Here is a 20117-nt window from a genome sequence, read left to right as displayed (position 1 = left end):
GCCCACCAGCACAACGGCGAGTAAACCATCGTGACCGACCCTCTTCCCATACAGGATACCGACCCCACCACCCTTGCCGGGATAAGCCGGCTCGGCGTTCGCAAACGGGGGCAGCTCGACCAGGAGCTACCCGACTGGCTGGCCGAGGAAGTGCCGGTGGCGCTGGTCTACAACGGCATTTCCCATGTGGTCATGATGGCCTCGCCAAAAGAGCTGGAGCAATTTGCCCTGGGCTTCTCGCTGTCCGAAGGCATTATCAGCGCGCCGGGCGAGATTTACGGTATGGACGTGGTGACGGCCTGCAACGGCCTGGAGGTGCATATCGAACTGTCCAGCCGCCGTTTTATGGCGCTGAAAGAGCATCGGCGCGCCATGGCCGGACGCACCGGCTGCGGTGTCTGCGGCGTCGAGCAGCTTGAGGAGATAGGCAAACCCATCGCCCCGCTGCCCTTTACCCAAACCTGGCCGCTGGCGCGGCTGGACCATGCGCTGGCGCAGTTGAAAAGCGTGCAGCCCATCGGCAGGCTGACCGGTTGTACCCACGCGGCGGCCTGGATCACGCCCGACGGCGAACTGACGCTGGGCTGCGAAGACGTCGGCCGCCACGTGGCGCTGGACAAGCTGCTCGGCTGCCGGGCGCGCCAGGGCGCCGCGCCCGGCGCGGTGCTGGTCTCCAGCCGGGCTAGTTATGAAATGGTGCAGAAATCCGCCATGTGCGGCGTGGAAATCCTGTTCGCCGTCTCGGCCGCCACCGCCCTGGCGGTAGACGTGGCCGAACGCTGCGGGCTGACGCTGGTGGGATTCAGCAAGCCGGGGCGGGCCGCGGTTTATACGCATCCCTGCCGAATCGTTGACAGCAAAAGCTAAACATGTTCTTTAAAAGGGACTGATAAACGTTTTAATAAACGTTTAATTAACTATAATGATCGGATTGCTTACGCGGCACTAACATTCATTCAGGGTGCCGCTCACCTAAAATGGAGAAGATAAATATGAGCTATACTCTGCCATCCTTGCCTTATGCTTATGACGCCCTGGAACCGCATTTCGACAAACAAACGATGGAAATCCATCACACCAAGCATCATCAAACCTATGTCAACAATGCCAACGCCGCGCTCGAAAGCCTGCCTGAACTCGCCAGCCTGCCGGTTGACGAACTGATCCAAAAACTCGATCAGGTGCCGGCGGACAAAAAAACCGTACTGCGCAACAACGCCGGCGGTCACGCCAACCACAGCCTATTCTGGAAAGGCCTGAAGCTGGGCACCACCCTTTCGGGCGATCTGAAAACCGCCATTGAGCGCGATCTGGGTTCCGTCGACGCGTTCAAGGAAGCGTTTGAAAAAGCCGCCGCCACCCGTTTTGGTTCCGGCTGGGCCTGGCTGGTATTGAAAGACGGTAAACTGGCCGTGGTCTCCACCGCCAACCAGGACAACCCGCTGATGGGCGAAGCCATCGCCGGCACCTCCGGCTACCCGATCCTGGGCCTGGACGTGTGGGAACATGCCTACTACCTGAAATATCAAAACCGTCGCCCGGACTATATCAAGGCCTTCTGGAACGTGGTGAACTGGGACGAAGCGGCCAAACGTTTCGGCGAAGCCAAATAACCGGCGTCCGTTAAATGTAAAAACCATCCCGCGGGATGGTTCGGTTGATCGCAAACGTCCCGGCCTTACGGCCGGGACGTTTGCATTTCAGGTACCGTTGCTCCCTGAAGCAGGCTTATTTCAGTAACAACTTGTCAGTGAAGGCTTTTTTCGCGCTGATGCGGACTAAATACTCGGTGGTCGACAGCACCATGGTGGAACGGACAATCTGCTGGTAGCGCTGCTGCTGCATACGCACCAGCGCGTCATCCGCCGGTACGCGGGAAAATTCCGGCAACGGCGGGAACGCCGCGACGCAGTGCAGTTCGCTGAACGGGCCGAGGATTTCATCGTCGGTAAACCGGTATTCCTTGGGATCGTCCTGCAAGGCCTCGTGCAAGGCCATCAGCAGCTCGGCGTCCTCATACTCCTGTCGGCTGATAACGCCCAGGGCGTATACCAGCTTCAGGCGCACCGGTAGTTCGCCCAGCGGACCGGCGCCAATCAGTAGCGGCTCCACGGCATATTTTACCGCGTAATCATCCTTGCGAAAGATTTGCAGCACCAGAATATTGACCGCCTCGGCCAATAATTCCACCGCCGCGCCCATCAAATCCCTGACCGTTGTGCCGGCGTTCAGTTGTTCGAGGACCTGGTTTTCGTACAGTTGAGTATTTTCCGTCATCACCGAACACCATGTAACCCCCGGAGGCGGGATATTGCCCGCCGCCGGATCTTCATCATCATTGCATGGCGTTATAAAGATCCACCACCTGCGCTACCACCTCGCCGTCTTCCTCAAGACCGGAGACCTGCGCCAGCGCCGCTCCGGGGCCTGATTTTTCCAGCAATGCCGCCCATTCCTGCGCCTGGGGATCCTGCTCGCTATGATAATGCATGGCGGCGGCGATGCCCTTAAGCAGGTTGTCGTGGCGCAGGCCGTATTCCATGGTGCCGCGCAGCGGTTTGATCAACCGGTCGCCGGCGCTGAGCTTACGCAGCGGCTGGCGGCCGACGCGCTCTACGTCGTCATGTAAATAGGGATTCTCAAAGCGCTGCAGGATCTTATTGATATAGGCGGCGTGTTTCGCGGCTTCAAAACCGTAACGGTTAATCAGCACCGCGCCGCTTTCTTCCATGGCGCCTTTCACCACCTGGCGGATGTCGGGGTCGAGGATCGCGTCGCGGATGGTCTTATGCCCGGCATGCTGGCCCAGATAGGCGGTGATGGCATGGCCGGTGTTAAGCGTAAACAGCTTACGTTCGACAAACGCCATCAGGTTATCGGTCAGCTCCATGCCGGCGATAGCCGGCGGCTCGCCGATGAACTGGGTTTTATCCACAATCCATTCGCTAAAGGTTTCCACCGTCACCGCCAGCGGATCCTGGGTTCCGGCTTCGGCCGGGGGTACGATGCGATCCACCGCGGAATCGACGAAACCGACGTGCTGCGCCACCCAGGCGTGATACTGCTCGGGCAGTGCCTTTAAGACATGCTGTTTCAACTGGCTGGTGCCGCGCACCATATTTTCACAGGCGATAATATTCAGCGGCCGGGTATTGCCCGCGTCATGGCGCGCGATCAACCCTTTGGCGACGGTACCGGCGATGCGTTCCAGGATCTGCGGCCCTACGGCGGTGGTTACCAAATCAACGTCGGCTATCAATGCCACCACTTCCGCGCCGGTGCTGTTAACGGCGCTGACGCCCCGGACCCTTTCCACATGGGACTGCTCGCCCACGACATGGACCTCGTATTCATGCCTGGCGTTCAAGGCGTCAAGCACCGTTTGGTTAACGTCGGCAAACACCACGTCCACCCCGGCATCGGCCAATAATTTACCGATAAAGCCGCGTCCGATATTACCTGCTCCGAAATGTAATGCTTTCATAGATTTAACCTTGGATTCTCTTAGTTAAAAAGGGGCCAACGCAGGCCCCCTCTCAAATACAACCGTTTCCATCGCCCGCGCTGTGGTTAGGCCGTTTTGCCGCCTTTGAGCAGCTCAAGCACTTCATCTACGTCGGTGGTGTTGATCAGGCGTTGGATAACCGCATCGTCGTCCAGCGCGTTGGTCAGGCTGGTAATGACCTGGATGTGCTCGTTATTGCGCGCGGCGATACCAATCACCAGACGGGCAATATCGTCTTCCTCATCACCGAAACGCACGCCCGCCGGATACTGGCAGAATACCACGCCGGTGCGCAGCACCTTATCCTTGGCCTCGATGGTGCCATGGGGAACCGCAATGGACTCGCCCAGGTAGGTGGAGGTCAGCTTTTCACGATCCAGCATCGCTTCCACATACTCCGGCAGCACGTAACCGCCGTTGACCAGTTGCTCACCGGCAAAACGGATTGCCTGTTCCTTATTGTCGGCCTGACGTCCGAGGAAGATATTGGCCGCGGTCAGGCGGAACAGGTTCTGCTCGCTGTCTTCGAAGCTGTCGTCCAGGGTGGTGATGACTTTATTCTGATTGGTTTCGGTCTTTTGCACCGCAACCAGACGCGCCACCAGATCGGTATACAGCCCGCTGTCCAGGAAGTTGGTCAGCGAGATATGCTGCGCCTGCGGGGCGTGGCGCATGGCCCGCTCGGTCAGGTCGCGGTGGGTGATCACCAGGTCAACATCCTCAGGCAGGCTGTTGATGGCCGTGTTGGTCACGCTGATATTGGTCAGCCCGGCTTCCTTGACTTTTTTACGCAGTACCCCGGCGCCCATGGCGCTGGAGCCCATGCCGGCATCGCAGGCCACGATGATTTTACGTACCGAAGCCAGGTCGCCGGTGGCGCCGGCGGTAACCGGCGCGGCCATGCCTTTGGACTGCGCTTTCATATCTTTTATACGACGGGTGGCGTCTTCAAGGTCGTCCCCTTCCTTGGCCTTCATGCTTTTCAGCAGGATCGAGGCGATAACGAAGGACACGGCAAACGCCGCGACTACCGCGGTAATATTGGCAAAATAGGCGCCTTTAGGCGTCATGGCCAGCACCGCCAGGATGGAACCCGGCGACGCGGGGGAAACCAGGCCGCCGTGCAGCACGCTCAGGGTAAACACGCCGGTCATGCCGCCGAGGATTACCGCTATCAGCAGACGCGGGTTCATCAGCACGTAAGGGAAATAGATTTCGTGGATACCACCCAGGAAATGGATGATGGCCGCGCCGCCGGCGGACTGTTTGGCGTTGCCGCGACCGAAAATCATGTAGGCAATCAGCACGCCCATGCCCGGACCCGGGTTGGCTTCAATCAGGAAGAAAATTGATTTGCCGGTGGCGGTAGCCTGCTGGATGCCCAACGGCGAGAAGATGCCGTGGTTGATGGCGTTATTCAGGAACAGGATTTTTGCCGGTTCGACAAAGATCGAGGCCAGCGGCAATAAATCGTGGCGTACCATCAGGTTCACGCCCGCCGCCAGGATATGGGACAGGATTTCAACCAGCGGCCCGATGGCCAGGAAGGCGATAATCGCCAGGATCATGCCGATGATGCCGGCGGAGAAGTTGTTGACCAACATCTCGAAGCCGCTTTTGATCTTGCCGTCCACCATACGGTCAAAACGTTTAATCGCCCAGCCGCCCAACGGACCGGCCAGCATGGCGCCGAGGAACATCGGCATATCCGCCCCGGCAATCACGCCCATGGTGGTAATGGCGCCCACCACGCCGCCGCGTTCGCCGCCGGCCAGCCGTCCGCCGGTATAACCGATCAGCAACGGCAGCAGGTAGGTGATCATCGGGCCGACTAATTTAGCCAGCGTCGCGTTGGGTGTCCACCCGGTGGGGATGAACAGCGCGGTGATAATCCCCCAGGCAATAAAGGCGCCGATATTCGGCATCACCATATTGCTCAGGAAACGGCCAAAATTTTGTACTCTGACCTTGATATCCGAAGAAGACATAAAAAACACCCCTATTGATACGCGCCGGACAATAAGGGCGCGTGAAAATTGTTGCGACAGTGTTGCATTCTCTGTCGGTAGTTCTATAAGCAGCGGGACTCTACCACGCTGCGTGCCGAATGCGTACTCAGCGGCGTAACTGTGACGAATATCACCATGTCACCCCCTGTTTATCCCCTATATCGGTGATATTCATCACAAATTCCGTATGAAAAAAAACCACAATTATAACTTCAGGGAGTTAACGGCGGGTAAATTGTGATAGAGATCACTCTTGCTTGCTGGGTATTTGTTTGATAAATGTGATTTGTATCACAAATTATTTATCATCCCAGCCGGGCATCGGCGAAGAGAGGGCGATAGCGGCTGATTTAGACGCTAAAAGGCGGAATTGCGTAGCTAAAGCTGTAAGAAAATTACCGCTGTAATACCTGCGTTTTCTCGCACGCACGACAGCCATCATGACGCGGATATGTTACAAAAAGGTGACCCGGCGGGCCACCTTGGTGTAACGCGGCGCGTCATTAGCGCAGGGCCGTCCCTGCGGCGGTCTGCGCCTGCATCAGCTGCTGGTGCTGGCTTTGCAGGCCGGCCATCAGCTCATTATATTGCGTCGCCTGCAGCCGGGTGGGAAAGGCCACCGACGTGGGGCTGTAGGTCACCTGGCTGCCCTGCATATTCAGGAAATTGCCCACCTGGATCAGGGTTTCCGCAAGCTGCGCCGCGCTGGTCACCACCGGCGTCACCTGCTGTGCCGGCTGAATCACCAGCTTGGTATAGGCCTGTTCGTATACCGCCTTCAGGTCGTCGGGCTGCTTTAGCGCGGCGCGGGAGTCATCCGCCTGTTTTTTCAGGCGTTCTATCTGCGGCCCCAGCAGATTCAGTGCCCCTGCGGACTGCTGCAAATCCACCCGGTGGGTAAGATAATCCTGCGGCACGCGGATCTGGCTGACCTGATCCAGCACCGGCAGCAGGCTGGCATTGACCGCCTGGGTATATTGCTGGGTAAAGGTCAGCAGGATCTGGTAGTCGGCCACATAGGTGCCGAACTGTTTTTTCTGATCGTCGGTCAGCGTCGGCAGGCGCTCGCCGCCCGGCAGCACGGTGGTTTGTAAAAACGCCATAAACGCCTTGCGCTGCTCCGGCTCCTTGTCGCCGCAGGCGGTAATCTGCAGCGCCAGCATCAATAGCACTGGAATCATCAGCGCATAGCGCAACTGCGCCAGTCTGTCCCTTAACATCATGACCAACTACTCCTGTAAAATAGCTCACCCCTTTCCCTGGTTACCCAATTAACGCGTCCTGTTTGCAGAGTAAGGATAGTCCACTTTGCGAGGAATAAATATGCTCAAAGCCCTACCGATGGTCTCATTTTTTTACAAAACCCGCGGCGCATCGAACCCATCCACGGCATCAAGGGTAAGGGAGGCACATCCGCTATTGCCATAGCGGTCCGTCAACCGCAACGGCAAGGCCGGAGGAATAAAGCCGTTGCCGGTCAGACTGAAGCCCCAAACGTTATCACCAGCCGGCGAGGGGCCGGCAGACGCATCGTAAACATCGGTCTCGATAATAAAATCAATAAGATTACTTTATTGCATCAGGTCACTTACCTCTATCATGTGATCATTTTAACGAAATGAAATGGCACGACAGCAGCTCTTTTATGATACTTAAATCATTAACGCGGATTTTCTTAGGTTTTATCAAGATGAAAACATGCTAATAAAACACCACATTTATAGTCATGCCGCGCACACAATTATTACTGTATATAAACGATGACTTGATTCAGATATTCCGTCGCTTTATTTAAGACTGAATTTCTTGGTCAAGTGAAAGCGCATGGGATCTTTGATTACGAAGGTATTCGGGGCGTCCCACTCCCATACGCGGCAAAAAATACCGTCAATAGTTTTATAACGCAATCCTTTGTCCTCCAAGTTTTTTAACAAGGTACGTATTGTAACCATTTCAAAATCTTGCGAGGCATGAGAACGCACGGTGATAATATCCACTTTATACTCACTTGCAAGGCGGGACGCAAAAAGATCGTCATCCTTAGGGAATCGCTCTAACCGGTAATTGTGCTGAAAATCACGGCGAGTGACCTCTGCGGGCGTAAAGCTATTGTCGGCTGCTTGCCGCAATCCCAACCTTAGCCTTCTTCCCTCTTTTATACCATACCTCACTTGAGTCCCTTGCGGCGGCGTGAAAAAACCCGCCTCTTGGTGATATTTTCCATGGGACGAAATAATAAGGCGTTCTGAATTTTCAGACCCTTTAAATAAATACAGATCGTCGCCCAACTCTATCCTGTTGCCAAGCGCGATATCTTCAAGACCTCCTCCCCTGGCGGTGTTAGCGCGTCTGGCCGCCAATTTGCCGACGCCCGCCCCCGCCCCCGCGCCTAATCCCAGAGCCAGCGATGCCCATCCCAGCGCCGCCGAGGCCTGCGGATTCTTTTCCTCCAGCGCGATGGAGGCAATGCCTGTCGCCGCCGCCGCCGCTTCAAGGGTAATCAAGACGCCCGCGACCAATGATAGTGAGGCGCCGCCGGTGGGGATGCTCAAGGCAAAGCCTACGACAGCCAAAACGATACCCAGAATGCCCTGCCAGCTGATATGGCCGCTCGGATCGGCGTTATTGACCGGGTCGCCGGCGCAATAGACATAGGCATTGATACCGCCCGCGCCGAACGGACTTAACGAATCCGGCGTATTAAAACGCATCAGCACCGGGTTATAAGCGCGATAGCCGTTGCCCAGGTGATAAGCGCCGCTCACCGGATCGGGACGCTCGCCGGTAAAACCGGGCAACGACGGGCGGAAGGCAGGACTAAAGCCCCAGGGGGTATAACGGACCAGCTCCGAGGTCTGATTTTCGGCCCGTGACCACAGCAGGCTGTTCTGATCATTGGTGGCCGTCAGTCGCAAGTGGGTACCGTCATGCACCGCTGCAGTGGCGCCGCCCAGTTTGGCTAGCCGCACCGGCCGCAACGCGCCGGGTTGCTGCTCGTTGACCCTCTCATCACTGCGGTAATAAAGCGCATGCGCGCCGCGCCCGGTTACCGATTGTCCGACCAATCGATTGAGGGCGTCATAGCCATAACCGCCGCCCGGAGCGGGGCCGTCCGTCACCGAAATCAAACGGCCCAGCGGGTCATAAGCAAGCCGGCGTCCGGCCTCGTCCAGCGTCATCTGGCCGTTGGCGTCATACGTCAGCGCTATCACGGCGGGATAATCCGGATGGCTGTGCTGCACCCGGCTGAGCTGAGTGGGATCGCTGGGGTTATTAAATTGAAACAGCGCATTGTCCACGCCGCCGGGAAACGTGGTGCCGCATTGGGTAATGTTGTCGATGGCGTCATAGACAAAGGTCTGTAACGAGATAGACTTGCCGTAGGGGTCTACCGGCGGCGCGGCGCCGGTGCAGGTATAGCGTTCCAGCCGGTTGCGGCTGTCGTAAAACCAGGCTTCCTGGCGCAGTATTACATTATTGTGCCGTGTTTCGCTGCTGCGCCGCTGGTCGTTGGCATACCAGGTCTGGCTTATGGTCAGCGTTTCGTTATTGGCCGCTGTGACCGAGCGGGCAATCTCGCGGTCAAACTGATCGTAGCCCAGCCTGATGGTGCAGCCATGCAGACCGCGTGGGTCGGCGGTGTGCCGCGTTTCCAGTCTGCCCAGCGCATCGTAGGTCAGTGTTATAACCATATCCGCATCGCTGACCCGAACCAGTTGCCCCACCGCATTATACTGATATTGGGTCTGCGTGCCGGTGACATCGGTATACTGCGTCTGGCTGCCCATCAGGCTCCAGGCGTGGTTTACCCCACGCAACGGCTGGCCCGGCACGGTAAAGGTTTCTCCCTGCAACTGGCCGGAGCGGGTAAACGCGCGCGTGGTAACCACGCCATTATCGCCCGTGGCTCGCGTCATTCTGCCGCTCAGGGGGTCCCAGGTAAAATCCTGGCGCAGGGTGCCGCTGGTCACGCTCCTGACGGCATTATCCAATTGGGGAATATATTCATAGCGCAGCACTTCGCCCATCGGCGTGGTCACAGTGGACGGCAGCGGGCTGGCGCCAGTCCAGCCAAAACGGGTCAGGCGACCGCCGCTGGTACTTTGCATGATGCGCCCACTGCTGTCATATGCCTGGGAGCCCAACTGAAAAATACGCGCAGCGGAATTAGTAACACGGATGGCGGTAGCCCATAGCTGGTCGCTAAACGGCACGTACATTTTACTCACCACGCTACCGTCGGGCAGACGTTGGCCCACTACCCGATCGAAGGCATCATACTGGTAATCGGTGGTGCGGCCCATTTCATCGGTTTCCTGACGCAAACGACCCAGGCCATCATAACGGCGGGTGACCTGCCCCAGCGTCACGCCCGACCGATCGCGCCGGACAATGGTCAACGGCAGCCCGCGGACGTCCAGAGTGGTCAGGGTCCAGCCGGCATATAGCGTCTGATTATTGGCGAAGCCCTCGCGGGTCTCAGCCTGGGTCAGTGCAATCGGGTCGCTTTGGGTTATCAACGTGGTTCCGTCGTTGAACGCGGTACGCAATAGGTTCCCCCAAATGTCATACGTGATCGCCGCCGTACGCGCCATACGGGCGACCTGGCCGCTACGGGGATAGTCAAACACGCTTTCGGCGACCCGCTCGCCAAAAGCATTATAGGCGGCGGTTTGCGCCTCAAACCACTGACCGTTTGTATCCGGATCGCTAACTTCCTGGCGCGTCACCCGCCCCAGGCCATCAAACCAGCTGCGCGTGGCATTGCCGAGCGGATCGGTGGTGGTGGTGTAAATAGCGGTGCCGCCGGTTACAGGCTGGGTTGCATAGGCAAGCATGGTCACCTGCTGGAACGCGCTGCCGGCATTGCGGGTGGAGCGGGTAGGGCGACCGAGATTATCATAGACATTTACCGTGCGGTTGCCCTGCTCATCGGTCTCGGCCAGCACCCGCCCACTTAATATCGATACTTCCCGGCTGGTAGTGAGCGTTAGCTTATCGTGACCGGTGACCCGCTCGCTGGTGGTCAGCACATTTGCGTTTAACGTATAAAGTTGTTCGAGGAAATTCGGATAACTCAGACTACTGTTGTTGAGGTCATAAAACCAGCGCACCGTGCGCGCAGGTCGCCCATGCATCGTCGGGCTGGCGCGCTGGTTAAGGTAGAACTGCTGGGTATGCAGTATCCGGGTTGCGCCGCTGGCGTCAAAGCGGTCTTCCATCAGCACGCTATAAGGGGCGGGGGCGCCGGCCATGGCGGGCAGGGAAATATAGTTGTAGTTCTCGTCGCGCGCGGGGGTGGAGAACGCCGAGGGGGCCGGGATTGTATTTTTCCGCCGTATAAAGCGTGTAAATCCCCATGGGTCGGGCGGGCAGCCGGGCTCCCCGGCGGGCGAATAATAAAACAGCTCGGTAACCATACCGTCCGGGGTTTGCGTGCGGGTGGGATTGCCTGAGGCATCGAATTCCGTCAGGGTAATTTCGCTACGCGGCGTACCGGAGAGATAGCGCCATATAACAGTCCGGCTGCGCGGCAGCTGAAACTGCGGGGGCTGATTGTCAAAAACCGTGCCCGGCAAGGCATAATACTCGGTAATGGTACGAGTGCTGGCACCCAGGCTTTGCGTTTCCTCTTCGATTTGCAGATGGAAGTTATTGTATGTGCAGATCGTCGCCCGCGAGACGCCGCCGCTGGTCACTGTTCTGCGCGACCAATAGGTATAGGCGTTGAGAACCCCGAAAAGGTTATCGCGGTCCGGCGACCAACTGCCGGCGGTGCCGTAGCCGAGGTAATTCGAGTTGGAGTAGGTATAAGTAGTGTCAATCCCCTCCTGACCGGCGCCGGGAGATTTTAAATGCCTTGATACCGCCGGCAGGGCCGGCAGGCCCGCACTGGTCGGAAACAACATCCGGGCGTTTTGATACCAGACCTGCTCCCTGAGCCCGGTGGGATAGTGAATACCGGTAATCGGATACCAAGACCCGACCGTTGTATAGTCAAACGTCCAGGTCAAGGGCGGCGTCACCGCGTTATTCGTCAACTGGTACAGATTATTATTACGGTAAATCATCGTCAGGACATAACTTTCGCTGCTCCCCGGCCAAAGGGTAAACGTGGAGGCGTTAGTGCCGGAGTAGACCGCCGACAGCAACAGTTTGCCGGTGCTATCGGTAATTCTTTCCAGGCGCGTCAGAGAGCCGAGGATGTTCCAATCAAACTTAAGCCACTGACCGGTGGGTGAATGAATATATTCCGGGACTTTCATCGACCGCGCGTCCTGTGGGCCGGTCAGCACTTCCACGGTGCCGTTTTTCCAGATAATAAAATAATTGGTACTGGTCCGCATAAAGCGAAAGCTGTCCAGCTTATGCTGAACAATGATCGGTTGATCTCCGGTTTCAATAATATTATATCGCTCGCCGGTATTAAGCACTAATAGCCGATTCGCGAAGTCATAATAGGAATAACCCAGTGAGATACCTATTCCGTAACCATCATTTCCAGTGCTAAGCGGTGAATATGTCAACCTGGCGTCAAATGCCGGGCCAACACCGCCGTTACCCACCAAATTGGCAATGGGAAGCGCGATTACAAACAGGCCCGTGCGGGGATCGACTCCGCCCTGCAGACCCTCGATAGAATTTGAGGCCTGGGAAGAAAATAAATTGCTCATAGATCAATCCTTGCGAGTTTATTTACTTTTTTCGTTTATACAATCATCGTAACTGAGGCACATCGAAGTAATCATTGGTATTAAAATACAGTGTGAGATTGCCTTTATTACCGTATTTATCAGTGAGACTAATAACACGCGTGCTCGCTTGGCCGCTACTCCAATAATGAGCCACAATGTCAGTCTCACCCCATATAGAAAACTGATACATGACCAACGTTGCCGGATTCGTAATATTATTATCTACGTCACCGGCATTTAAAGAGGTAAATAATTTAAACGCGAAACCAGAAGCATACCCCAAGAAATGGCCTTGAACTTCTGGATTAAATGGCTTTACATACCAAAAATTCACTTGATAATAAGAGCGGCCCCAGCCACGCTCCATCACAGAAAAAGGCCGACTATAAAGGTAACTAGAGCCTTGAGCAATTCCTGTAAATCCTGCCCCCCCCCAAGGGTCATTACCTAAATTCAAATCGGCGTCCGAAATAATATCCATAGGTTCTGCTAATAAAAAAGTTCCTCCTATTTTTGGATAAAGATTGATAGTTACACAATCGAGCGTTCCATTATAATGATAATAGGTAACTAGTCTATGGGACTCCCAATAAATATTATCCCGTAAAGTTTCTCTCGATCGTTGACTGAGAGTAACGTTTCTCGCGTCAGAATAATCAATGGGGTCCAAGGCATTAATTGTAACAGAACTGAAAAATCCGGGGGTACCGTATAAACCTGTACTTATCACCTTTGGCGAAGCGGCCGGATGGGTCAAGGTTAGTTGCACCGCGATTTCAATGGTTCTGGAAGGACTAGCTGCCCCACGTCCTACGAAATAACTAAACGTTCTGCCACTTGTCTCGATAAGTCCATCCACAGGCACCATTTGAGTTTCGGTTTCCCTGAACCTTTCGGACATGTTCATCTCATTGATATCACCTTGGTAATATCCCATTGATGAATAGCTGTTTTCCAACATATGATCTTTTTCAAATGTAGTCTGATGGGCATCTGCATTTGTCTCAGTATTGTCAGGCAGTATGTACGTAGACGGTGTATCCTGGACTGGCGCAAATGATGGTGCCGGAGGGAGAATATCGAACCCAAGGGAACCATAAACAACAAACCAAGTACTGTTGTTAGGATTCTGGCTTAGATGCGCTGTCCTAATAACCTCTATTAGATTTACATTACGTCGAAACTCGTCCAATGAATAATCCGTGAATTCCTGGCCGAATTCATCCAATGCTTTTATATAAATGATAACTTCTACGGTGTTGAAACCATTTCCATAGATATATGCAACACGGTTAGTTGTAGTAAATGAAACCTGCAAGGATTCAATAGATTTGATATCAGACCAAGCCATTTTTTACCTCCTATCATTATAAAATCACAATCGATACTCAAGAAGCTAAAATTATTTTTGTAAAATTCAAATTCCAATTACTGAATTTCATTAACTGAAACGAGAGAAGATTTTTTCATTAACATTATTTTTATATTTTTTCCTATATAAAACAATATGTATTTATTTTCATTAAAATTCCTTAATTATTGTTAAAGGAAAAGTAATTCAAAAGGATGTCAATAAATGGAATTCATAAACGCTACAAAATTCTTTTTTTCAATCATTTAAAGAATAAATAAGAGAGAGGTGCATACATTAAAAAACTTTATTCTAAGATAAAAACAGATCACATTGCTGTTATAAATTTTTCGCTCACTCGCTATATAACAACAGTACCCGCAGTAAATTGCCATCGGGCATTAATATTTTAATTTATGTCGAGTAAAAGTTAAAAAATGTCATATCAATAAGTTTCATCAATATTATCGATAACGAGGCGTCAGAGAAAAACCATTTGCTGGATTAAGCTCTTTGCTAAAAAAAACCGGCCAGTATTCACTGACCGGTTCTGTTACCCGCTACGCGGTTACGTCCGAAATGCTATTGCAGCAGCGAAATATCCGCCACCCGCAAAAACAGCTGTTGCAGCTGGCTGAGCAGCGTCAGGCGGTTGACCCGCACCTCGGCGTTGTCGTCCATCACCATCACTTTATCGAAAAACGCGTCCACCGGCTCGCGCAGGGTGGCCAGTTCCGCCAGCGCTTCCTGGTAGCGGCCCGCGGCAAACAGCGGCTCCAGCTTATCGCGCAACACCGTAAGATGCGTCGCCAGCTGGATCTCCGCCGCGTCTTTCAGCACCGCGGCGCGCACGTCGCCGTTCAGGGTGTCGGTGGCCTTGGCCAGGATATTGGACACGCGCTTGTTGGCGGCCGCCAACGCGGCGGCGGCGTCCAGGGTGCGGAAATAGGTGACCGCGCGCATGCGGGCGTCGAAATCCGCCGGTCGGGTAGGCCGGCGCGCCAGCACCGCCTGGATGGTGTCGACGCTGTGGCCCGCTTCCTGGTACCAGGCGCGGAAGCGGCCGAGCATAAAGTCGACCACATCGTCCACCACCCTGGCATTGGTGAGTTTTTCACCGTACAGGCGCGCGGCTTCGGCGGCCAGGGCCGATAAATCCAGCGGCAGGTTGTTCTCGACGATAATGCGCAGCACGCCCAGGGCGGCGCGCCTGAGGGCAAACGGATCTTTATCCCCTTTCGGATGCTGGCCGATGCCGAAAATACCGGCCAGGGTATCCATTTTCTCGGCGATGGCCACCGCCGAGGATACCGGCGTGGACGGCAGGGCATCGCCGGAGAAACGCGGCTGGTACTGTTCTTTTAGCGCCAGCGCCACGTCTTCCGGCTCGCCGTCGTGGCGGGCGTAGTGCATGCCCATCACGCCCTGGGTGTCGGTAAACTCAAACACCATATTGGTCACCAGGTCGCACTTGGACAGCAGCCCGGCGCGGGCGGCATGCTGCACGTCGGCGCCAATCCGGCCGGCAATCCAGCCGGCAAGCGACTCGATACGATCGCTTTTATCGCGCACGGTGCCCAGCTGCTGCTGGAATAATACGGTATCCAGCCGGGGCAGCCGGTCTTCCAGGCGTGTTTTCAAATCGGTGTTATAGAAAAATTCGGCGTCGGCCAAACGTGGGCGCACGACTTTTTCATTGCCGGATATCACCTGGCTTGGGTCTTTGGAGGCGATATTGGAAACAAAGATAAAGTGCGGCAGCAGTTTGCCCTGGGCGTCGTATACCGGGAAGTATTTTTGATCGCCCTTCATGGTGTAGACCAGGGCCTCGGGCGGTACGGCGAGGAATTTTTCCTCAAACCGCGCGGTGAGCACCACCGGCCATTCCACCAGCGAGGTCACTTCTTCCAGCAAACTGTCGGTCAAATCGGCAGTACCGCCGATTTCCCTGGCCGCCGCCTCGGCGTCGCGCTTGATCTGGGCCTTGCGCAGCTCGTAATCGGCCATCACCTTGCCGCGTTCCAGCAGCAGGGCCGGGTATTGGTCCGCGTTGTCCAGCGTCAGTTCGGACTCGCCCATAAAACGGTGGCCGCGCACGGTGCGGGCGGAATCTATGCCCAATACCCGCCCCGGGATCAGCTTGTCGCCCAGCAGCAGGACGACGGTATGCACCGGACGGATAAACTGCGTGTCGCTGTCGCCCCAGCGCATCATGCGCGGGATCGGCAGTTTAGCCAGCGCGGTGGTGACCATGCCCGGCAGCAGTTCCTGCGCGCGCTTGCCTTTAACCGACGCCCGGTAGAGCAGCCATTCGCCCTTGTCGGTCACCTGGCGTTCCGCCTGCTCGACGGTGATGCCGCAGCCGCGCGCCCAGCCCTCGGCCGCCTTGGTGGGTTTGCCCTCGGCGTCAAACGCCTGGGCAACGGCGGGACCGCGTTTTTCAATGTTGCTGTCGGCCTGGGCGGCGCCAAGGTTTAGCACCTTAAGCGCCAGGCGGCGGGGCGAGGCGAACCATTGCACCTCGCCGTGGGGCAGGTTGGCGCCGTCGAGTTCGGCGGTAAACAGGGTGGCGAACGACTGCGCCAGTTGGCGAAGCGCTTTTGGCGGCAGCTCTTCCGTGCCGATTTCCACCAGGAAAGTGTGTTGCGTCATGGCCGGCCTCTTATTTCTCGTTCTTTTTGCACATCGGAAAACCCAGGGCTTCCCGGGAAGCGTAGTAGGCTTCGGCGACCGCTTTGGTCAGGGTGCGGATCCGCAGAATATAACGCTGACGTTCGGTAACCGAGATGGCCTTGCGGGCATCCAATAAATTAAAGCTGTGCGCCGCCTTGAGAATACGTTCATACGCCGGCAGCGGCAGGGGTTTTTCCAGCGCCAGCAGCGTCTGCGCTTCTTTTTCGTACTGATCGAAACAAACAAACAGGAAGTCGACGTCGGCGTATTCGAAGTTATAGGTGGATTGCTCCACTTCGTTTTGATGGAATACATCGCCGTAGGTGGTCTTGCCCAGCGGGCCGTCGCTCCAGGTCAGGTCATAGACGCTGTCCACGCCCTGCAGGTACATGGCCAGGCGTTCCAGGCCATAGGTGATTTCGCCGGTCACCGGGCGGCATTCCAGCCCGCCCACCTGCTGGAAGTAGGTAAACTGCGTCACCTCCATGCCGTTAAGCCACACTTCCCAGCCGAGGCCCCAGGCGCCAAGCGTCGGGTTTTCCCAGTTGTCCTCGACAAAACGGATATCGTTAATGGTCGGATCCAGCCCGACTTCTTTCAGCGAGCCGAGGTATAATTCCTGGATATTGTCCGGGGAAGGCTTGATGATGACCTGAAACTGATAGTAGTGCTGCAGGCGGTTGGGATTTTCGCCGTACCGGCCGTCGGTGGGACGACGCGACGGCTGCACGTAGGCGGCGGCAATCGGCTCCGGTCCCAGCGCCCGCAGGCAGGTCATGGGATGGGAGGTGCCCGCGCCGACTTCCATATCCAGCGGTTGGACAATGGTGCAGCCTTGGCGCGCCCAGTAGTCCTGTAAGGTCAGGATCAGGCCCTGAAAGGTCTTGGGATCAAACTTTTGCATGTTGAATTCGCACGCGATAAAAGTGGATATATTAAGAATGCGCCAGTATACCCTCTGGCGGTAAGATATACAGCCCAATTAAGGAGTAAGGCGATGATCCGCCCGTTTGTGCCGGGCGATATGCCCGTGCTGCTGGCGCTGTGGCTGGACAGCACCACCCGCGCCCATCCCTTTATCCGCGCCGGCTACTGGCTTGAGAGCCTGCCGTTGGTGCGCGACGACTACCTGCCGCAAGCCCGGAGCTGGGTGGCTGAGCGCGACGGCGTCATCACCGGCTTTATCAGCGTGATGATGGCGCAGTTTGTCGGCGCGGTTTTTGTCGCGCCCCGCTACCATCGCCAGGGCATCGGCCAGGCGCTGATGGCGCGGGTAAAACAGCGCTACCCGGTGTTGACCCTTGAGGTCTACCAGTTAAACCGCGCCGCCTGTCATTTTTACTACCGCCAGGATTTCCGCGAAATCGGCAAGGCGTTTAACGCCGAAACCGGCCATATGCTGCTGACCCTGCAATGGCGCGCCGGTTAAAAGCGGTTGTTACCGCTTCAGGATTGGCTATGCTAACGCTGGTCAGCAGGTTATTTACCCGGGGCGAAACGTTGCCCATGCATGCGCTGGCGCGGCAAACAAACCAATGCCGCCGGGACGCAGGCACATAATCCGCACATGCACGTTGTTCAATGGTTTAATAATACGCGCCGCCGGGGCGCGGATACATTTATCAGCTGCTCAGGTGCATGAATTTCTATCAGGAGAGGTACGCCGTGAGCCAGCAAAAAGGGACCCGCGCATCGGGACGCGCCACCATCAGCGATGTGGCCAGAGCCGCAAACAGCGGCAAGACCAGCGTGTCGCGCTATTTGAACGGCGAGCTGCACCTGCTTTCCGACGACCTTAAGGCGCGCATCGAAGCGGCCATCGTGCAGCTCAATTACCGCCCCAGCCAGATGGCCCGCAGCCTGAAGGGGGGACAGACCAGGCTGATAGGCCTGATTATCGCCGATATTACCAATCCCTATTCCGTTGACGTGATGCGCGGCATCGAGGCCGCCTGCCGCCGGCACGGCTTCACCCTGCTGGTATGCAACACCAACAACGAAGTGAACCAGGAACGCCACTATCTTCAGCTGCTTAACGGCTATCAGGTGGAAGGGATCGTGGTCAACGCGGTGGGCATGCATGAGGATGCGCTTGCCATGCTGCAGCAGTCCTTGCTGCCGATGGTGCTGATTGACCGCAAAATTCCCGGTTTCGCCTGCGACATGGTGGGCCTGGACAACCGCGAGGCGGCGACCCGCGCCACCGGGCACCTGATCGCGCAGGGATTTGAAGCCATTATGTTCCTCAGCGAGCCCCTGGGCACGGTGAATACCCGCATCGAACGGCTGCAGGCCTTTCGCGCCTGCCTGGCGGCCCATCCGGATCTGGCGGCGGAAGAGGCGGAGTGCGCGCTGAACGATACCGACACCCTGGCCGCCGTTATCCAGGACTTTAACCGCCGCCACCGCGGCATGCGCAAGGCCATTCTGTCGGCCAACGGCGCGCTGACGCTGCACATCGCACGCGTACTGCGGCGCCAGGGCCTGAACTGGGGCAGCGATATCGGCCTGCTGGGATTTGACGAACTGGAATGGGCTGAGCTGGCGGGCGTGGGCATTACCACCTTTAAGCAGCCGACCTACCAAATCGGCTACGCCGCGCTGGAACAATTGTTAAAGCGCATCCAGGGGGCCGACGAACCGGTCAGCGAACAAGCGTTCAGCGGCGAGCTGATCGTGCGGGGGTCCACTACCCGTTAGCGAAGTGGATAAGACCGTAAGGCACCCTTAGGAAACGGAAAAGTCAGATAATAGTTTCCTCCCTGCGGCGACCACGCGCCGTTAATCGCCGCGCACCTCCCCGCCCCGCCCCGGATGCCAGTTGGCTAAATTAGTGACAGCGATCATAAATCTGACATAACGGACTTCTCAATGGAACCGGTACCATCTACCGTAAAACCATCACCGCGGAAAATGTCTCCGCATGGGAGTCCAAGATGAAACATGATGTGTTTGTGGTTACCGCCGCGTACGGCAATGACAATGTCCTCGCCATGGGCGGGCAGCAAAAACTGCTGCCGACCATCGCCGGGGCGGGCGCCGCCGGGGTGGAAATGCGCCGCGAGCTGCTGACGGAAACCGACCTGGCCCGCCTGCCGGAACTGGCCCGGGAGATAGCCGGCCTGGGGCTGCGCTGCTTCTATTCCGCGCCGGAGGCCTTATTTACCCGGGACGGCGCGCCCAACCCGTTGTTGCCGCAGCTGTTCGACGAAGCCGAACGCCTTGGCGCCGAGCGGCTAAAATTATCCTTAGGCCATTATTCCGCCACTGGGGATATGGCCGGCCTGGACGCGTTGCTGACATCCCGGCGCGTGCGGTTAATGGTGGAGAACGACCAGACCGAATGCGGCGCGCTGGCCCCCATCAGCGCGTTTTTGCACCGGGCGCGGGATGCGCGGCTGCCGGTCGGCATGACGTTTGATATGGGCAACTGGCGCTGGGTCGGGGAAGATCCGCAGGCGGCGGCCGCGGAGCTGGCCTCTTTTGTCAGCTATATCCATATCAAGGTCGCGCTCCCGTCGGATAACGGCTGGCGCGCCACGGCGCCGCAACACGACGGGCAGGACTGGCGGCGGTTGCTGGCAAGCCTGCCGGACGATGTGCCGCGCGCCATTGAGTTTCCGCTGGAAGGGGACGATCTGGCGGCGGTAACCCGCCGGTTCATCGCGCTATTGCAATAAGCGCGCCGCCTGGCCGGCTTATTACCGGGCCTCTTCCCGGCGGTAGCCGGGTCCGGCCGCCGGCGTCACGACGGCCCCGCCCCCGCGGTGTGCGCCCGGGCGCCGGGGTAATTTATTCGACATAGGGATGGAACCGATACCAAAGAACATGATGATGCCAGCGCGCGCGGCGGCGGATGGCCGGGCAGGCTATTGACGCACCGC

13 protein-coding genes are annotated in these 20117 nt (G+C 56.7%); 5 read left to right on the top strand and 8 right to left on the bottom strand.

What is annotated here, in order from left to right; all coding sequences use genetic code 11:
* Nucleotides 1–81: 81 nt before the first annotated feature.
* Both fdhD and sodA read left to right on the top strand, forming a co-directional pair.
* Entirely contained in the window at nt 82–867 is a 786-nt protein-coding gene (gene fdhD, locus ACL2XG_RS16820) for a formate dehydrogenase accessory sulfurtransferase FdhD (RefSeq protein WP_413723515.1), read from the top strand.
* A gap of 125 nt (nt 868–992) precedes the next feature.
* Nucleotides 993–1613 (top strand): superoxide dismutase [Mn], encoded by a 621-nt coding sequence (gene sodA / locus ACL2XG_RS16815; protein ID WP_413721695.1) that lies wholly within the window; start codon nt 993–995, stop codon nt 1611–1613.
* Nucleotides 1614–1728: 115 nt separating this feature from the next.
* On the opposite strand, the gene ACL2XG_RS16810 is transcribed toward sodA, so the two are convergent.
* The 8 genes from ACL2XG_RS16810 to glyQ all read right to left on the bottom strand — a co-directional run bounded on the left by ACL2XG_RS16810 (nt 1729) and on the right by glyQ (nt 17137).
* Nucleotides 1729–2277, bottom strand: coding sequence for an MltR family transcriptional regulator (locus ACL2XG_RS16810; protein WP_410012975.1), 549 nt, complete (start codon nt 2275–2277; stop codon nt 1729–1731).
* Between the two features lie 58 nt (nt 2278–2335).
* Complete coding sequence (locus tag ACL2XG_RS16805) at nt 2336–3484, bottom strand: mannitol-1-phosphate 5-dehydrogenase (RefSeq protein ID WP_413721696.1); 1149 nt, start codon at nt 3482–3484, stop codon at nt 2336–2338.
* A gap of 86 nt (nt 3485–3570) precedes the next feature.
* Complete coding sequence (locus ACL2XG_RS16800) at nt 3571–5493, bottom strand: PTS mannitol transporter subunit IICBA (RefSeq protein WP_413721697.1); 1923 nt, start codon at nt 5491–5493, stop codon at nt 3571–3573.
* 524 nt (nt 5494–6017) lie between these two features.
* Complete coding sequence (locus ACL2XG_RS16795; RefSeq protein WP_410016685.1) at nt 6018–6734, bottom strand: DUF3053 domain-containing protein; 717 nt, start codon at nt 6732–6734, stop codon at nt 6018–6020.
* A gap of 567 nt (nt 6735–7301) precedes the next feature.
* Nucleotides 7302–11861 (bottom strand): RHS repeat-associated core domain-containing protein, encoded by a 4560-nt coding sequence (locus ACL2XG_RS16790; RefSeq protein ID WP_413721698.1) that lies wholly within the window; start codon nt 11859–11861, stop codon nt 7302–7304.
* Nucleotides 11862–12231: 370 nt separating this feature from the next.
* Entirely contained in the window at nt 12232–13560 is a 1329-nt protein-coding gene (locus tag ACL2XG_RS16785; RefSeq protein ID WP_413721699.1) for a hypothetical protein, read from the bottom strand.
* Between the two features lie 582 nt (nt 13561–14142).
* Nucleotides 14143–16212: a glycine--tRNA ligase subunit beta gene (gene glyS, locus ACL2XG_RS16780; protein ID WP_413721700.1), complete on the bottom strand. Its 2070-nt coding sequence runs from the start codon at nt 16210–16212 to the stop codon at nt 14143–14145.
* Nucleotides 16213–16222: 10 nt separating this feature from the next.
* Nucleotides 16223–17137: a glycine--tRNA ligase subunit alpha gene (gene glyQ, locus ACL2XG_RS16775; RefSeq protein ID WP_410012968.1), complete on the bottom strand. Its 915-nt coding sequence runs from the start codon at nt 17135–17137 to the stop codon at nt 16223–16225.
* Between the two features lie 93 nt (nt 17138–17230).
* Between glyQ and ACL2XG_RS16770 the strand changes: the two genes are divergently transcribed.
* From ACL2XG_RS16770 to ACL2XG_RS16760, 3 genes are all read left to right on the top strand, one after another.
* Complete coding sequence (locus ACL2XG_RS16770; RefSeq protein WP_413721701.1) at nt 17231–17662, top strand: N-acetyltransferase; 432 nt, start codon at nt 17231–17233, stop codon at nt 17660–17662.
* Between the two features lie 236 nt (nt 17663–17898).
* Nucleotides 17899–18933 carry a LacI family DNA-binding transcriptional regulator gene (locus ACL2XG_RS16765; RefSeq protein ID WP_410012966.1) on the top strand — a complete coding sequence of 345 codons (1035 nt, stop codon included), beginning with the start codon at nt 17899–17901 and terminating at the stop codon, nt 18931–18933.
* Nucleotides 18934–19169: 236 nt separating this feature from the next.
* Complete coding sequence (locus ACL2XG_RS16760; RefSeq protein ID WP_413721702.1) at nt 19170–19913, top strand: sugar phosphate isomerase/epimerase family protein; 744 nt, start codon at nt 19170–19172, stop codon at nt 19911–19913.
* The last annotated feature ends 204 nt before the right edge of the window (nt 19914–20117 follow it).

The organism is Sodalis sp. RH24, from assembly GCF_047324145.1.
GTDB lineage: Bacteria > Pseudomonadota > Gammaproteobacteria > Enterobacterales > Enterobacteriaceae > Acerihabitans.
This window is presented reverse-complemented; position numbering and strand designations above follow the sequence as displayed.

Bases quoted from the DNA above. Each gene is read 5' to 3' on its own strand.
- sodA (WP_413721695.1), top strand. From the start codon at position 993: ATGAGCTATACTCTGCCATCCTTGCCTTATGCTTATGACGCCCTGGAA.
- ACL2XG_RS16810 (WP_410012975.1), bottom strand. From the start codon at position 2,277: ATGACGGAAAATACTCAACTGTACGAAAACCAGGTCCTCGAACAACTG.
- ACL2XG_RS16805 (WP_413721696.1), bottom strand. From the start codon at position 3,484: ATGAAAGCATTACATTTCGGAGCAGGTAATATCGGACGCGGCTTTATC.
- ACL2XG_RS16800 (WP_413721697.1), bottom strand. From the start codon at position 5,493: ATGTCTTCTTCGGATATCAAGGTCAGAGTACAAAATTTTGGCCGTTTC.
- ACL2XG_RS16795 (WP_410016685.1), bottom strand. From the start codon at position 6,734: ATGTTAAGGGACAGACTGGCGCAGTTGCGCTATGCGCTGATGATTCCA.
- ACL2XG_RS16790 (WP_413721698.1), bottom strand. From the start codon at position 11,861: ATGCGGACCAGTACCAATTATTTTATTATCTGGAAAAACGGCACCGTG.
- ACL2XG_RS16785 (WP_413721699.1), bottom strand. From the start codon at position 13,560: ATGGCTTGGTCTGATATCAAATCTATTGAATCCTTGCAGGTTTCATTT.
- glyS (WP_413721700.1), bottom strand. From the start codon at position 16,212: ATGACGCAACACACTTTCCTGGTGGAAATCGGCACGGAAGAGCTGCCG.
- glyQ (WP_410012968.1), bottom strand. From the start codon at position 17,137: ATGCAAAAGTTTGATCCCAAGACCTTTCAGGGCCTGATCCTGACCTTA.
- ACL2XG_RS16770 (WP_413721701.1), top strand. From the start codon at position 17,231: ATGATCCGCCCGTTTGTGCCGGGCGATATGCCCGTGCTGCTGGCGCTG.
- ACL2XG_RS16760 (WP_413721702.1), top strand. From the start codon at position 19,170: ATGAAACATGATGTGTTTGTGGTTACCGCCGCGTACGGCAATGACAAT.